Here is a 13,284-nt window from a genome sequence, read left to right on the forward strand (position 1 = left end):
TGGAGTTGGCGCGGGGCGGTGCGGCGGGTGTCGAGCACGTGGCTGACACCCGCGGCACGCAGGTGGAACACGGTCACTCGGCGACCGGGATGGACTGGGACTTCAGGTTCTCGACGGTCTTGGTCTGGGTGGTCTTGAGCGCGTCGAGCAGGGTGCCGTTGCCGGAGACGGCGGCCTTGAAACCGTCCGACGCGGTGGCGTAGGTGGAGGTCATCGTCGGTCCCCAGACGAAGTCGGGCGCGACCTGGGTGGAAGCCGTCGCGAAGACATCGTAGATCTTCTGGCCGCCGTAGAACTCGACTCCCTCGGACAGCGCCGGGAGCTTGGCGCCGGCCTTGGTCGCCGGGTAGAGCTGCGCCTCGGAGTTGAGCAGGGTCAGCGCCTCCTCGGAGGTGTTCAGCCAGAGGGCGAACTTCGCCGCCTCGTACGGGTGCTTCGATCCCTTGAAGACGGCGGTCGACGAGCCGCCCCAGTTTCCGGCGACGGTGGCGCCGGAGGTCCACTGCGGCATCGGCGCGACCGCCCACTTGCCCTTGGTGTCGGGCGCCCCGGACATGATCGAGTTGGCGCCCCACACCGCGGAGGTCCAGGTCCAGGCCTGGCCGGTGTTGTAGGCGTTGTCCCACTCGGTGGTCCACGGCGGCACGGCCGAGACGAGCTTGGCGTCGATCAGGCCCTGCCAGTAGCCGGCGACCTTGGTGGTGGCCTCGTCCTGGAGGTTGACGGTCCACTTGCTGCCGTCGTTGGCGAACCAGCGGCCACCGGCCTGCCAGGCGAAACCGGCGAACTGGTTGATGTCGCTCTGCGAGAAGTTGGTGATGTAGCCACCGGCGGCCTTCACCTTCTCGGCGGCCACGGCGTACTCGTCCCAGGTGGCCGGCACCGGGATGTTGTTCTTCTCGAACAGGTCCTTGCGGTAGAAGAGCGCCATGGGCCCGGCGTCCTGCGGGATGCCGTAGACCGCGTTCTCCTCACCGAAGGTGACCTGGCCCCAGGTCCAGTCGACGAACTGGTCCTTGGCGGCGGTCACCTCGGTGCAGTCGGCCAGGTTGGTGAGGCCGTCCTGGACGCGGAAGCTGGGCAGCGCGTCGTACTCGATGTGGCCCAGGTCGGGGGCGTTGCCGGCCTTGAGCTGGTTGAAGAAGTTGGCGTAGGTGCCGCCGTTGCCGTTCGGGCCGGTCTGCACCTTGACCTGGATGTTCGGGTTCTTGTCGTTCCAGACCTTCACCACGTTCTCGATCCCGGGGATCCAGGTGGTGTAGGTCAGCGTGACGTTGCCTTCCGAGGGGGCACAGCCGGTGGACGCGGCGGTGTTCTCGGAGGATCCACCGGATGAGCAGGCACCGAGTGCGAGCGCTGAGACCAGCACGACGCTGAGAGCGCGCATTTCAATCCTCATTTCTCAAGGGGGGTTACTTGATGGCGCCGGAGCCGAGGCCGTTGCGCCAGAACCGCTGCAGGAGCAGGAAGGCGATCACCAGGGGCACGATGGAGACGAGTGCGCCGGTGAGCACCAGCATCCGCAGCTCGGGAAGCTGGTTGACCTGGGTGTTCCAGGTGTAGAGGCCGAGCGTGACCGGGAAGAGGCGTTCCTCGCCGAGCATGATCAGCGGGAGCAGGAAGTTGTTCCAGACCGCGACGAAGTGGAACAGGAAGATCGTCACGAGGGCCGGGAACATCAGCCGGCTGGAGATGGTGAAGAAGGTGCGGATCTCACCGGAGCCGTCCAGGCGGGACGCTTCGAGGAGTTCGTCCGGGACACTCGCTCCCGCGTAGATCCGGGCCAGGTAGACGCCGAACGGGTTGACCAGGCTGGGCAGGAAGACCGACCAGAAGGTGTTCGTCGCCTCGAACCGACTGAAGATCAGGAACAGTGGCAGGGCGAGTGCGGTGGCCGGCACGAGGACCCCGCCCAGGATCACGTTGAAGATCGCCTCACGGCCCCGGAAACGGTACTTGGCCAGGGCGTATCCACACATGGCGGCCAGGATGGTGCCGAGCAGCGCGGCCCCGCCGGTGTAGACGACGCTGTTCAGCATCCAGCGCAGGAAGACCCCGTCCCGGTACGCGAACAACTCCCCCAGGTTGTCGGTCAGCGCGAAGTCGGCGAACCAGAGGGGCGTGGTCCCGGTGAACTCGCTCCTGCTCTTGGACGCGGCGACGAACAGCCACCAGATCGGGATCAGGAAGTAGAAGGTCGCGGCCCCCATGACCACCATCGGCGTCACGCGCTTCATTTGTCGCCTCCCCGCTGGGTGACCTTGAGGAAGGCGAACGACAGCAGGCACGTGGCCAGGGCCAGCACCACCGAGAACGCCGCGGCCAGGTGGAAGTTCGGGATGGACGAGGTGGAGTACACGGTCAGGTTCGGCGTGTACGTGCTGGACACCGCGGAACTGAAGGTGCGGAACACCTGCGGCTCGGCCAGCAACTGGAGGGTCCCGATGATCGAGAAGACGGTGGTCAGCACGATCGCCGGCATCACCAGCGGGATCTTGATGGCCCAGGCGGTACGGATCGCGCCGGCGCCGTCGATGCGCGCCGCCTCGTACACCTCCTGCGGGATCGCCAGCAGCGAGGAGTAGATGATCAGCATGTTGTAGCCGACGTACACCCAGGTCACGACGTTCGCCATGGACCAGAGCACCAGGTCGGCGCTGAGCAGGTCGACGTTACCGGTGACCGCGTCGAACGGGGACAGGCTGGGCGAGTAGAGGAAGCCCCACATGATCGCGGCGACCACACCGGGCACCGCGTACGGGACGAAGAACGCCAGCCGGAAGAACCGCCGCCCCTTGACCAGGCCGGAGTCCAGCAGCAGGGCCAGGAGCAGGGCCAGGCCCAGCATCACCGGCACCTGGACGACACCGAACAGCAGCACCCGGCCGATCGACTCCCAGAACGGGCCGTCGGCGAAGACCCGCTGGTACTGGGTCAGGCCGCCGAACACCTCGACGGCCGGGCCGAACGTGCCGGTGCGCTCCACCCTGTACAGCGACTGTTTGATCGCGTACAGGATCGGGGCCAGGTAGAACGCGGTGAACAGCAGGCCGAACGGGAGGATGAAGAACAGCAGGGCCTTCTTCGGGGCTCTCACCGGGCCTCCTCCCGGACGACGGCCACGCCGCCGCCCTCGACGCGGAGCGACCCGCTGATCGCCCGGCCGGCGACGAGGTCGTACCCGGTGGCGGGGTGCTCGACCGGATCGGTCCCGTGGTTGATCACGAAGAGGTAGGAGCGGCCGTCCCCGGAGCGTCGGACGATCTCGACGTTGCCGGTCTCTCCGCGGCGGCCAGTCGCCTCTCCAAACAGCTCGGACATATCCGTTTTAGTGGCTACGTACCATGCGACGCCGTCGCCGTACTGATTGCGGGTGATCGCGGGGACCCCCTGGAGAAGCCCGTCCCGGTAGGAGGCCTCCACCGTGGCCGTGGTGACTCGCAGCCGTTCGGTCCAGAGCGTCGCGATCGCGCCGTTCGTCAGCGTGACGGACATTTCCGGCTTCAGCGGCGCGAACTCCTCGGCCACCACCCCGAGCAGGTCCCGGAACGCGCCCGGATAGCCGCCGAGCCGGATCCGGTCCCGTTCGTCGACGATGCCGCTGAAGAAGGTGACCACCACGCGCCCGCCGGCGGCCACGTAGTCGGCGATCAGTTGCGCGTGCTCGTCCGACACCATGTAGAGACACGGGACGACGACCAGCCGGTAGCGGCTCAGGTCGGTGCCGGGGGCGATCACGTCGGTGGTCACGCCGAGCCCGCGCAGCGCCCGGTGGGCGGCGTGCACCTGGTCGAGGTAGGTGACCGCCTGCGACGGCCGCGCCTCGCCCTCGGCCGACCACCACGAGTCCCAGCTGAACAGCAGGGCCGCGTCGGCCTCGACCTCGGTGCCGGCCACCTCGCCGATCCGGTCCAGGATCTCGGACAGTTTCAGCACCTCGCGCCAGGCGACGGTGTCGGTGCCGGCGTGCGGCAGCAGCGCCGAGTGGAACTTCTCGGCGCCCTGGGCCGACGCCCGCCACTGGAAGAAGCAGATCGAGTCGGCGCCGCGGGCCACGTGGGTCAGCGAGTTGCGGATCATCTCGCCGGGCGCCTTGGTGAGGTTGTGCGGCTGCCAGTTGACCGCGCCGGCGGCCTGCTCCATCAGCATCCACGGGCGCCCGCCGGCCAGGCCGCGGGTCAGGTCGGCGGCGAAGGACAGTTCCGCGACCGGGTCGCCGAGGCGGTGGTCCAGGTAGTGGTCGTTGGCGATCACGTCCATCTCCGGCGCCCAGGACCAGTAGTCCAGGTTGCGGATGTGGGCGGTGACCATGAAGTTCGTGGTGACCGGCGCCTCCGAGTGGGTCCTCAGGATCGAGGCCTCGGCGCGGTAGTAGCCGAGCAGCTCGTCGGAGCTGAACCGGTGGAAGTCGACGATCTGGGCCGGGTTGCGCAGTGACAGCGCGAGGCGGGGCGGCTGGATCTCCGACCAGTCGCCGTACCGCTGACTCCAGAACGAGGTGCCCCAGGCCGCGTTCAGCGTCTCGATCTTCCGGTAGCGGCCGCGCAGCCAGTTCCGGAACGCCTCGGCGCTGGTCTCGCAGTAGCAGAGCGCGTTGTGGCAGCCCAGTTCGTTGGAGACGTGCCACAGGGCCAGGGCCGGGTGCCTGCCGTACCGGCGGGCGACCCGGGAGACCAGGTCGAGGGCCCGGTCCCGGAAGACCGGGGAGCTGGGGCACCAGGCCTGGCGGCCGCCCGGGAAGCGGGTCGTGCCGTCCTCGGCGACCGGCAGCACCCCGGGGTAGAGGCTGGTGAGCCAGGGCGGCGGGGACGAGGTCCCGGTGCCGAGGTTGAGCCGGATGCCGTTGGCGTGCAGCAGCTCGACGACCTCGTCCAGGTCGTCGAAGTGGTACTCCCCCGGGCTGGGCTCCAGGTTGGACCAGCCGAAGATGTTGACGGCCACTAGGTCCACCCCGGCCTGCCGCATCAGCGCGACGTCCTCGCGCCAGACGTCCGGCGACCACTGCTCCGGGTTGTAGTCGCAGCCCAGGCTGACGCCCGGCACCGGCATACGCACGAATTTCATGGCACTCCTGGTCAGCGGATGTGTGCACGTGCACACATTTCCGCGAACCGAAACAGCGGTTACGGATGTGTGAACGTGCACACAGTAGGACTGGCCTGCGAAGAGGTCAAGAGCGGGCGGGGCTACTGTTGATCGCATGTCCCGGCCCCAGCCTCAGAAACGCGCCACCGTGCACGACATCGCGGCCGCGGCCGGCGTGTCCCGGGGCACCGTGAGCCGCGTCCTGAACGGTGGTTACGTCTCCGCCGAGGCGCGCGCCGCGATCGAGGCGGCGATCACCGAGGTCGGCTACGTGCCGAACAACGCGGCGCGGGCACTGAAGATGCGGCGGTCGCAGGCGGTCGCCTTCGTCGCGCTGGAGCCGCACTCGCTCTTCCTCGACGACCCCAACATCGGCTCGATCATGCTGGGCGCCAACGCCGCGCTGTCGCTGGCCGACCACCAGATGGTCAGCCTGGTCGTCGAGTCGTCACGGGACACCGAGCGGGTCGCCCGCTATCTGACCGGCGGTTTCGTCGACGGCGCCATCGTGGTGTCCGCCCGCACCCGGGACCCGATCATCAAGGTGATCAGCGACCTCTCGCTGCCGGCCGCGTTCGTCGGCCACCCGCCCGAGCTGGACCAGACCATCCCCTACGTCGGGATAGACAACGTCGGCTCGGCCCGCGCCATCACCGAGCACCTGCTCACCGCCGGCCGCCGCCGGATCGGCATGATCGCCGCCGCCCTGGACCGGGACTCGGGCATCGACCGGCTGGCCGGGTTCCGCGGCGCGCTCGGCTCCCGCTTCGACGAGGAGCTGGTCGCCGAGGTCCCGCACTACGACTACGGCTCCGGCGTCAAGGGCATGCGTGAGCTGCTGGAGCGCGATCCCGGTGTGGACGGCGTCTTCGCCGCCTCGGACGCGATCGCGGCCGGCGCCCTGGAGGCGCTGCGGGAGGCCGGGCGCAGTGTTCCGGGCGACGTCGGCGTGGTCGGCTTCGACGACAGCACGTGGGCGGTCCGCTGCCAGCCCCAGCTCACCACGGTCCACCAGCCGGCCAAGGAGATCGGCTCGTGCGCGGCCCAGCTGGTGCTGCGCCAGCTGCGCGGCGAGCACCCGGAGCCGGGCGGTCAGCTGCTGCCCACCCCGCTGGTGCTGCGCGACTCCGCCTGACCCCTCGGCCTAGCCGCGGAGGCCCCGCCAGCGCTCGGCGAGAGTCGGGGGTGGCGGTGGCGGCAGCCGGCGGGTCACCGCCGGGCGGGCGGAGCGGCCGATCGGGCGGTCGTAGTCGGCGGCCGCGATGGCGTCGACGATCTGGTCGTCGGTGTAGTCCTCGGAGCCGGGGATGGAGTCGACGAAGCCGACGAGCACACCGTCGCGCATCACCTGGGCCTTGAGGGCGGCCGATCCGTCGTCGCCCCACAGCGCCTCGCGACCGTCGGCCAGCACGATGCGGACGGCGTAGCCGGAGCGCCCGGCGCTCGGCAGTTTCAGATGAGCGAAAACGTCACGATCCCGCAGACGGGTGACGACACGGCGGGCCCGGCTCTCCTCCATGATCGAACGCTAGCGCGCGTGCCTGGAAAGCCGCTGAGGATCTGCTGACCGGCGAGTCGTACACGAAACATGACCTTGCGTGATAGACCCAGGTCACATCGATGCATGTTACTACTTCTTAACAGGAATTTCACGGGATTCCTTTTCTCGGAAGCCGGGCTTACCGTGCGGTAACCGAAGCGCTTCGGTCCCCGTATCCCCACGTGGAGCATCGGAGGCCATCGATGGGTAGGGCTACCGTTCTCGCCTGTCTCGTCACCTCGTCCGTCCTGAGCCTCGCCCTCGCCGCACCCGCCCAGGCGGCGAGCATCGACTACGTCGCGCTGGGCGACTCGTACTCCTCCGGCGTCGGCGCGCCCGGCCAGTCCGGCACGTGCCTGCGCAGCAACAACGCCTACGGCCCGAAGTGGGCCGCGGCCAACAGCCCGGCGTCGTTCCAGTTCCTGGCGTGCAGCGGCGCCACCACCGACGACGTCGTGCGCACCCAGGCGCCGGCCATCCGGGCCGGGGCCGACCTGATCAGCATCACCATCGGCGGCAACGACGCCGGATTCGCGCCGACCATCGTCACCTGCCTGACCTCCAGCGACTCGGCCTGCGCCAACAAGGTCAATCAAGGGAAGACGTACGTCGCGAACACCCTGCCCGGCAAGCTCGACGCGGCGTACTCGGCGATCCGGGCCAAGGCGCCGGACGCCCGGGTGGTGGTGCTCTCCTACCCGCTGATGTTCGACACCGCGGCGCTGATCTGCGAGATGAGCACGGCCAAGCGGCGGGCGATCAACGACGGCGCCCGGGTCCTCGACGAAATGATCAAGCAGCGCGCCGAGGCGGCCGGGTTCGTCTACTCCGAGGTGCGCGACGAGTTCACCGGGCACGGCGTGTGCTCGTCACGGCCGTGGCTCAACGGGCTGACGATCATCCCGCCGCAGAACTCGTACCACCCGAACAGCAGCGGCTACACCAGCGGATACCTGCCGGCCCTCACCGGCGCGGCAGGCTGACGCCACGGCGCCCGGGGCCTCACCAGGTGAAGGTGTGGCCCCGGGCGGTGTTCGAGAAGGCGCGGCCGTCACGGACGTACCGGTACGACATCACCACCGTGTAGCTGCGGCCCCGGCGCGGGCTGGCGGCGGCCGGGCCGCACCCACGGATGAAGCTCTGCCGGGTGAACGTCACATCGCAGATGGTCGGCCCGGCGACGGTCCGCCCGGTGGCGGCGTCGCGCAGCGTCACCTCGACCCGGGCGCGGCCACCCGCCGGAGCGGTCAGCGAACCCTGGAACCGGACGTCACGGCCGGTCGAATGACACGGGCGCGGGCCCACCGCGGTCCGGCTCGGCAGGTCGAACATCAGGCCCTGCGCGCACTGCCACGGGCCGCGCGCCCGGCCCTCCGGCAGCGGCGAACGGGCGGTGATCCGGGCCGGGGCGGTGCGCGTCGCGCGTACCGCCGCCTTCTTGGGCTGGGACGCGGGAAGCGCGACGCCCTTCGCCGCCCGGTGCTGACGACTCGATCGGTCGGCCGGATGGCGCGAAGCGCCGGCGCGAGGTGACGGCGGGGTGAGCGGCGGCACGCTCGGGGCGACCGCCGTGGTGGGCGCCGCGGTGGGCGCCGCCTCCGGGTTCTCGTCGTCCTGCCGGTTCAGATGCCAGGCCGTGGTGGCGATCGCGGAGACGAGCATCGCACCGACGGTCAGCGCCGCGATCGCGCCCGGACGGGACCAGCGGCCGGCCGGAGCGTCGTTCCGGGGACGGCGGCGCGGCCCGGGCACCGGAGGCTTACGCGGACCGGCCTCCGCCACCCCGGCCCCGGATTCGGTGGACGGCACCCGGGGCAGCGCGGGCGCCGACCGCAGGCTGACGGCCAGCGCGGTCAGGTCGGTGGCCAGCTCGGCGGCGCTGGGACGCAGGCGCGGCTTGCCGGAGAGACAGGCGGTCACGGTCCGCCACAGCGGATCGGGGATGCCGTCGCGGCGCTCCGGCTTCCCCTCCGCGTGCAGGCGCATCAGCTCCGGGATCGAATCCGAGCGGTACGGCGGACGGCCGCAGACCAGTTCGTAGAGCAGCACACCGAGGGCGTACACGTCGGTGGCCGCGCTCGGCGTGGTCCCGTGGAACGCCTCGGGCGCCATGTAGTGCGGCGTGCCGACCACCGCGTTCGGGGTGGTCATGCTGGGCAGGGTGAGGATGCGGGCGATGCCGAAGTCGGTGAGCCGGGTCTGGCCGTCGCCGTCCAGCAGCACGTTGTCCGGCTTCAGGTCGCGGTGGATGATGCCCAGCTCGTGCGCCTCGGCCAGGGCGGCGGCGATCTGCGCGGCGAGACGGGCCGCCTCGGCGGGTGGCATCGTCCCGTCCCGGTGCAGGTGATCGCGCAGGTTGCCGCCGTCCACCAGGTCCATCACCAGCGCGAGCGTCTCGCCGACACTGAACAGGTCACGGACCCGGACCACGTTGGGATGCCGGAGCATCAACAGGATGGTCCGCTCCTGGACGAACCGGGTGACCAGGCGCGGTTGCCGGAGCAAACTGTCGTGGAGCAGCTTGACGGCGACCGGTTCGGCGGTGGGATGGTGTTCTCCCCGCCAGACGGTTCCGGTCGCGCCCTGTCCGATGGGGCGGATCAGGCGGTACGAGTTCCCGACGAGTTGGTCCTCAGCCACCCCGGAATACTGCGCTTTGCCCGAAATTTCGGCAAGTTGGCGTCATTTTCCTGACACCGGCGGTTGGGGACCACACAGCGAACGGATCGCGCCCAGCAGCGTCGACCGGGTGAACGGCTTCTCCAGCAGCATGCTGTTCTCGTCCAGGTGCAACTGCGGGCCCAGGGACGCCGCCGTGTACCCGGACATGTACAGCACCGGCAGGTCCGGCTGATGCGTCCGCAGCGCCCCGGCCAGCTCCGGCCCGGTCATCGTCGGCATCACCACATCGGTGATCAGCAGGTCCGGCCGTGCCCCGGCGGCCACCTCGGTGACCGCCATCAGCGCGTCGGTGGCCACCGCGATCTCGTAGCCGACCGGCTCGATCAGCCGGCGCACCAGCTGGGCCACGTCCGGCTGGTCCTCGACGATCAGCACCCGGCCGATCACGCTCGTCTTGCGTTGCCGCTCCCCGGCCGTACCGCCCCTCTGCTCGGCCGCCGGCAGATAGATGTGCACCGTCGTACCCATCCGGGGTTGCGACTCCAGCTCGATGAACCCGCCCAGGTTCTGCACGATCCCGGCGGCGGTCGCCAGGCCCAGTCCGGCCGCGGTCGGGCGGGTGGTGAAGAACGGCTCCAGCGCCCGGCGGCGGACCTCCTCGTCCATGCCGGCGCCGGTGTCGGTGACCACCAGGTGCACCAGCTTGCCGGTGGGCGCGCCCTCGGCCAGCTGCCCCGGCTCGACCGTCTCGTTGGTGGCGGTCACCCGGACCATGCCGCCGTGCAGCATCGCGTCCCGGGCGTTCGCGGCCAGGTTGACCAGCGCCTGCTCCAGCGGGCCCCGCTCGGCCCGGATCGGCCACACCTCCGGGCCGAACGCCAGGTCCAGGCCGATGTGCTCGCCGAGCGTCCGGCTGAACAGCGCCTGCACGTCGGTGAGCAGGTCCGGGATCGGGATCACCTCGGGACGGCCGCCCTCGCTGCGGCCGAACGCCAGCAGCTGGTGGGTCAGCGTCCGGCCGGTCCCGACCGCGTCCAGGATGTCCTTGGCCAGCTGGTAGTGCGAGGAACCCTCCTCCGCGCTGGTCAGGATCATGTCGGCCGAGCCGGCGACCACGGTCATCAGGTTGTTGAAGTCGTGCGACAGGCCGCCGATCAGCTGGCCCAGGCTGTCCAGCCGGCGCAGGTGGTCCAGCTGCCGCTTCAGGCCCCGCGCGTCGATGTGGTCGGTGGTGTCGGTGATCATGCACAGGACGCCGGTGAACTCGTGGTTCTCGTCCTGGACCGGCATCATGCTGATCCGGACGCTGCGCCGCGAACCGTCCGCCCGCATCAGCCGGGTCGCACCGACCGTGGACCGGCCGGTCTTGCACTCGGCGATCCGGCGGTCCAGCTCCTTCTGCCCGACGTTGTCCAGGAAGCCGCGCAGCGACACCCCGATCAGCTCGGCCCGCGGCATCCCGAGGACCACGCCGATCGGCTCGTTCGCGTACGTGGCCACGCCGTTCGGGTCGAGCTGGAGCACACCCTCCGGGATCGTCTCCAGCACCCGGCGGTACCGCTCCTCGGCCACCCGCAGCCGCTCCTGGGCGCGGGCGCTGCTCATCGCCAGCGACAGCTCGCCGGCGATGTCCCGGGCCAGCTCCACCTCCGGGGTGGAGTAGAAGGCGTCCGGGGTGTGCCGGGTCAGGATCAGATGACCCGCGTACGTGTTGTCCACGATCACCGGGCTCAGCACCGCCGCGGTGATCGACAGTTCGGGGTTGGTGAGCGCGGCCGCCGACTCTCCGGCCAGCACGATCGGGCGGCGGCTGGCGGCCAGCGTGGTCGAGTACTCGTCGTCGGGGGTCTGGCCGGCCCGGTTCAGTGCCAAGGCCAGCGGGGCGGATCGTTCATTGTCGATATGGTGGAACGCGATCTCCTCGTACCGGCCGTCCTCACGCAGCATCTGCACACCCGCGCCGTCACCGATCATGTCGGCGGCGGCGCGGGCGGCCGTGGATCGGACCTCGGCCAGATCCGACGCCGCTCGGCTGAGCGCGAGGGCGAGGTCGGCAAGCGCGTACCGGAGGGGGTAAGCCATGACACCCATGCGGTAATGATTCGCGTTTCGTGAGGCCGGTGAGACCGGTTTGCCAGAATCAGGCGAACAGCGCGCTCACCGACTCGCCGTTGTGAATCCGCCGGATGGCCTCGGCGAGCGCCGGCGCCACCGAAAGGATGGTCAGCTTGTCGGTGCGGTTCCGCTTCGGGATCGGCACCGTGTTGGTGCAGACGATCTCCTCGATCTCCTTCTGCTCCGACAGCCGCTGCACCGCGTCGTTCGTGAACAGGCCGTGCGTACAGGCCACCCGGACACTGCGCACGTTGCGCTCCCGCAGCCGGGCCAGCAGCTCGAACACCGTGCTGCCCTTGGCGATCTCGTCGTCCAGCACGATCACGTCCCGGTCGGCCACCTCGCCGATCACCGAGCTGATCACCACCTTGTCGTCGGCGAACCGCTGCTTGGCGCCAGCCGCCACCTCGACCCCCAGCATCCGGGCGAACGCCGCGGCCTCCTTCGCGTTGCCCAGGTCCGGGGAGACCACGACGGTGTTGCTCAGGTCGTAGCCCCGGAAGTGGTGGGCCAGCTCGCGCAGCGCGTGCAGATGGTCCACCGGGATGCTGAAGAACCCGTGCACCTGCGGCGAGTGCAGGGTCATCGCCAGCACCCGGTCGGCGCCCGCGGTGCTCAGCAAATCGGCGACCAGACGGCCGCCGATGGAGATCCGTGGAGCGTCCTTCTTGTCGCTGCGGGCGTAGGCGTAGTGCGGCAGGACCACGGTGATCCGGGCCGCCGACGCGCCCCGCGCCGCGTCCAGCATGAACAGCAGCTCGGCCAGGTGCTCCTGGGTCGGCGGCACCAGCGGTTGGATGAGGAAGACGTCCCGCTCCCGGCAGTTCCCCCGCAGCTGCACCTCGATGCAGTCGTTGGCGAACCGGGAGATCTGGGTGGGCATGAGCGGCACCCCGAGGTGCTCGCAGATCTCGGCGGCCAGTTCAGGATGGGCAGACCCGGTGAAAACGGCGATGTCGCGCACAGGCACACCCTATTCACCGGGGCGGCGGTTGATTAGTTTGGGCGTCATGAACGGACTCGCCGTCGCCTGCCGCCGGGTAGTGCACATCTATCGCGCCGAGGCGGGCGACGTGGTCGCCCTCGCCGGCGTCGATCTCTCCATCGCCCCCGGCGAGACGCTGGCCCTGGTCGGCCCGTCCGGCTCCGGCAAGTCCACCCTGATCGCGCTGCTCGCCGGGCTGATGCGCCCGTCCGCCGGCCGGATCAACATCGGCACCTACGACATGGGCAAACTCTCCGACGGCGAGATCTCCCGGCTGCGCGGCACCGAGATCGGCGTCGTCCTCCAGGGCGCCTCCCGCAACCTGCTGCCCTACGCGTCGCTGCACCGCAACATCCGGCTCGCCCAGCGCCGGGCCGCACACACCCGCGGCATCGAACTCGACGACCCCGACCGCATCCTCGACCTGGTCGGCCTCCCCGGTCAGGGCCGCCGCAAGCTCGCCGAACTCACCCCCGGCGCCCAGCAGCGCGCCGCCCTGGCCGTCGGCATCGCCACCGGCCCCGGCCTGCTGCTCGTCGACGAGCCCACCAGCCGTCTCGACACGGCCGGGCGCGACGAGGTCCTGGACGCCCTGGAGACGGTCAACACCGAACGCCAGACCACCATCGTCGTGGTCACCCACGACAACGAGGTCGGCGCCCGCCTGGGCCGCGCCGTCACCATCCGCGACGGCCGGGTCGGCGCCGAGGGCCGCGACGGCCAGGACTTCGCGGTGGTCGCCGGCGACGGCACGGTCCAGCTGCCGCCGGAGGTGCTGGGCTCGTATCCGCCGGGCACCCTCTTCACGGTCCAGCACATCGAGGGCGAGGTCACCCTCCTACCCTCCGGCCACGAAACCCCGGTCTGAGCGGGCGGCTCCCCGACCGCCCTCCGGCCCGAAATCCCGGTCAAGGCTGCGGCTTTCCCTCCCGCCCTC

General features: G+C 70.2%; 11 protein-coding genes. 3 read left to right on the forward strand and 8 right to left on the reverse strand.

What is annotated here, in order from left to right:
- Positions 1–73: 73 nt before the first annotated feature.
- The 4 genes from J5X75_RS31950 to J5X75_RS31965 are packed head-to-tail and all read right to left on the reverse strand — an operon-like array spanning position 74 to position 5,064.
- Positions 74–1,387 carry an ABC transporter substrate-binding protein gene (locus J5X75_RS31950; protein WP_238490253.1) on the reverse strand — a complete coding sequence of 438 codons (1,314 nt, stop codon included), beginning with the start codon at positions 1,385–1,387 and terminating at the stop codon, positions 74–76.
- Between the two features lie 25 nt (positions 1,388–1,412).
- Positions 1,413–2,237, reverse strand: a complete 825-nt coding sequence (locus J5X75_RS31955) for a carbohydrate ABC transporter permease (RefSeq protein ID WP_238490262.1) — start codon at positions 2,235–2,237, stop codon at positions 1,413–1,415.
- The gene (locus J5X75_RS31960; protein ID WP_208471322.1) at positions 2,234–3,097 is read right to left on the reverse strand and encodes a carbohydrate ABC transporter permease; all 864 of its coding nucleotides are present in this window, start codon (positions 3,095–3,097) and stop codon (positions 2,234–2,236) included. Before J5X75_RS31960 ends, J5X75_RS31955 begins: the two co-directional genes overlap by 4 nt.
- Positions 3,094–5,064 (reverse strand): beta-galactosidase, encoded by a 1,971-nt coding sequence (locus J5X75_RS31965; protein WP_238490263.1) that lies wholly within the window; start codon positions 5,062–5,064, stop codon positions 3,094–3,096. Before J5X75_RS31965 ends, J5X75_RS31960 begins: the two co-directional genes overlap by 4 nt.
- 136 nt (positions 5,065–5,200) lie before the next feature.
- On the opposite strand from J5X75_RS31965, the gene J5X75_RS31970 reads away from it, so the two are divergent.
- Positions 5,201–6,220: a LacI family DNA-binding transcriptional regulator gene (locus tag J5X75_RS31970; RefSeq protein WP_208471324.1), complete on the forward strand. Its 1,020-nt coding sequence runs from the start codon at positions 5,201–5,203 to the stop codon at positions 6,218–6,220.
- Positions 6,221–6,229: 9 nt separating this feature from the next.
- Here the strand turns inward: J5X75_RS31970 and J5X75_RS31975 are convergent, their stop codons facing one another.
- Positions 6,230–6,604, reverse strand: a complete 375-nt coding sequence (locus J5X75_RS31975) for a hypothetical protein (protein WP_208471326.1) — start codon at positions 6,602–6,604, stop codon at positions 6,230–6,232.
- A gap of 224 nt (positions 6,605–6,828) precedes the next feature.
- Here J5X75_RS31975 and J5X75_RS31980 point away from each other — a divergent pair, with 224 nt between their 5' ends.
- A complete protein-coding gene (locus J5X75_RS31980) occupies positions 6,829–7,608 on the forward strand; it encodes an SGNH/GDSL hydrolase family protein (RefSeq protein WP_208471327.1) in 780 nt (259 codons plus the stop codon).
- Between the two features lie 19 nt (positions 7,609–7,627).
- Here J5X75_RS31980 and J5X75_RS31985 read toward each other — a convergent pair whose 3' ends face one another.
- From J5X75_RS31985 to J5X75_RS31995, 3 genes are read right to left on the reverse strand one after another with little or no spacing between them, the layout of a single operon-like run.
- On the reverse strand, positions 7,628–9,265 hold the full coding sequence (locus J5X75_RS31985; RefSeq protein ID WP_307798384.1) for a serine/threonine-protein kinase: 1,638 nt from the start codon (positions 9,263–9,265) through the stop codon (positions 7,628–7,630).
- Between the two features lie 42 nt (positions 9,266–9,307).
- On the reverse strand, positions 9,308–11,329 hold the full coding sequence (locus tag J5X75_RS31990) for a hybrid sensor histidine kinase/response regulator (RefSeq protein ID WP_238490267.1): 2,022 nt from the start codon (positions 11,327–11,329) through the stop codon (positions 9,308–9,310).
- 58 nt (positions 11,330–11,387) lie between these two features.
- Positions 11,388–12,326 (reverse strand): ribose-phosphate diphosphokinase, encoded by a 939-nt coding sequence (locus tag J5X75_RS31995; protein ID WP_208471329.1) that lies wholly within the window; start codon positions 12,324–12,326, stop codon positions 11,388–11,390.
- A gap of 46 nt (positions 12,327–12,372) precedes the next feature.
- Here J5X75_RS31995 and J5X75_RS32000 point away from each other — a divergent pair, with 46 nt between their 5' ends.
- Entirely contained in the window at positions 12,373–13,215 is an 843-nt protein-coding gene (locus tag J5X75_RS32000; RefSeq protein WP_183215692.1) for an ABC transporter ATP-binding protein, read from the forward strand.
- Positions 13,216–13,284 lie beyond the last annotated feature (69 nt).

This window comes from Actinoplanes flavus, from assembly GCF_017592555.1.
Taxonomy (GTDB): Bacteria; Actinomycetota; Actinomycetes; order Mycobacteriales; family Micromonosporaceae; genus Actinoplanes; species Actinoplanes flavus.